The organism is Vibrio splendidus, assembly GCF_001557875.1.
Lineage (GTDB): Bacteria > Pseudomonadota > Gammaproteobacteria > Enterobacterales > Vibrionaceae > Vibrio > Vibrio splendidus_F.
Genome location: NZ_LNRF01000027.1, coordinates 1 through 952, shown reverse-complemented (window position 1 = coordinate 952; position 952 = coordinate 1). Strand labels below are relative to the sequence as shown.

Here is a 952-nt window from a genome sequence, read left to right as displayed (position 1 = left end):
TCGCAAGTTATTACGCCTTTCATCGCCTCTGACTGCCAAGGCATCCACCGTGTACGCTTAGTCACTTAACCATACAACCCGAAAGGGTCTTAGCGTATGGCAACTAACCAAGGTTTTTGGTTGTCATTAAGAAGGGTTAATTCTCAATAACTGTTTGCCGGACTCAATGTGATTCAAACAAGTTTGAATCGAATACAAGACACTTGAATGTGTTTGTTGTGTTTACACCGTTCTTATTAACTAAGAGCAGGTAAACATTGAGAACTTTTAAATTTGATTGAATTACTCGTAAGTAATCAATCAGTCAGCTTTCCAAATTGTTAAAGAGCATGAGACTTTAAGAACCAGTGTTCTAAAATTCACATTTTCTAAAGACTCTCACAGTCGAAAAATCCAACCAGCGACATAAGAAGTGGTTTGGAGTTTTAACTTCCAAGAATATTTAGAGAATGGTGGGCGATACCGGGCTCGAACCAGTGACCCCCTGCTTGTAAGGCAGGTGCTCTCCCAACTGAGCTAATCGCCCACTAAAAGTTTTAATTCCTTCGTGGAGAAAGAATGGTGGGTCGTGCAGGATTCGAACCTGCGACCAATTGATTAAAAGTCAACTGCTCTACCAACTGAGCTAACGACCCAATGGTATCCCGTAGGGGAGTCGAACCCCTGTTACCGCCGTGAAAGGGCGGTGTCCTAGGCCTCTAGACGAACGGGACACTGCTAATTTATTTCCACTTTAAAAAGTAGAAACAAACCTTGAAGAACTTGGGAGTTCTTCATCTCTTTGCTTTTCTAAACCTAATCAATCTGTGTGGACACTTATCGTGAATATCTTCGTATAAGGAGGTGATCCAGCCCCAGGTTCCCCTAGGGCTACCTTGTTACGACTTCACCCCAGTCATGAACCACAAAGTGGTGAGCGTCCTCCCCGAAAGGTTAAACTACCCACTTCTTT

At 43.2% G+C, this 952-nt stretch carries 3 tRNA genes and 1 rRNA gene; all 4 read right to left on the bottom strand.

The features are described 5' to 3' along the window. Nucleotides 1–450: 450 nt before the first annotated feature. Nucleotides 451–526: transfer RNA gene (locus tag ATB74_RS23315), tRNA-Val, on the bottom strand. 33 nt (nt 527–559) lie between these two features. After that, nucleotides 560–635 (bottom strand) — tRNA-Lys (locus tag ATB74_RS23310). 2 nt (nt 636–637) lie between these two features. Then, nucleotides 638–713, bottom strand: a tRNA-Glu gene (locus ATB74_RS23305). A 123-nt stretch (nt 714–836) separates the two neighbouring features. Further along, nucleotides 837–952: ribosomal RNA gene (locus ATB74_RS23300) — 16S ribosomal RNA — on the bottom strand; the annotation flags it as partial.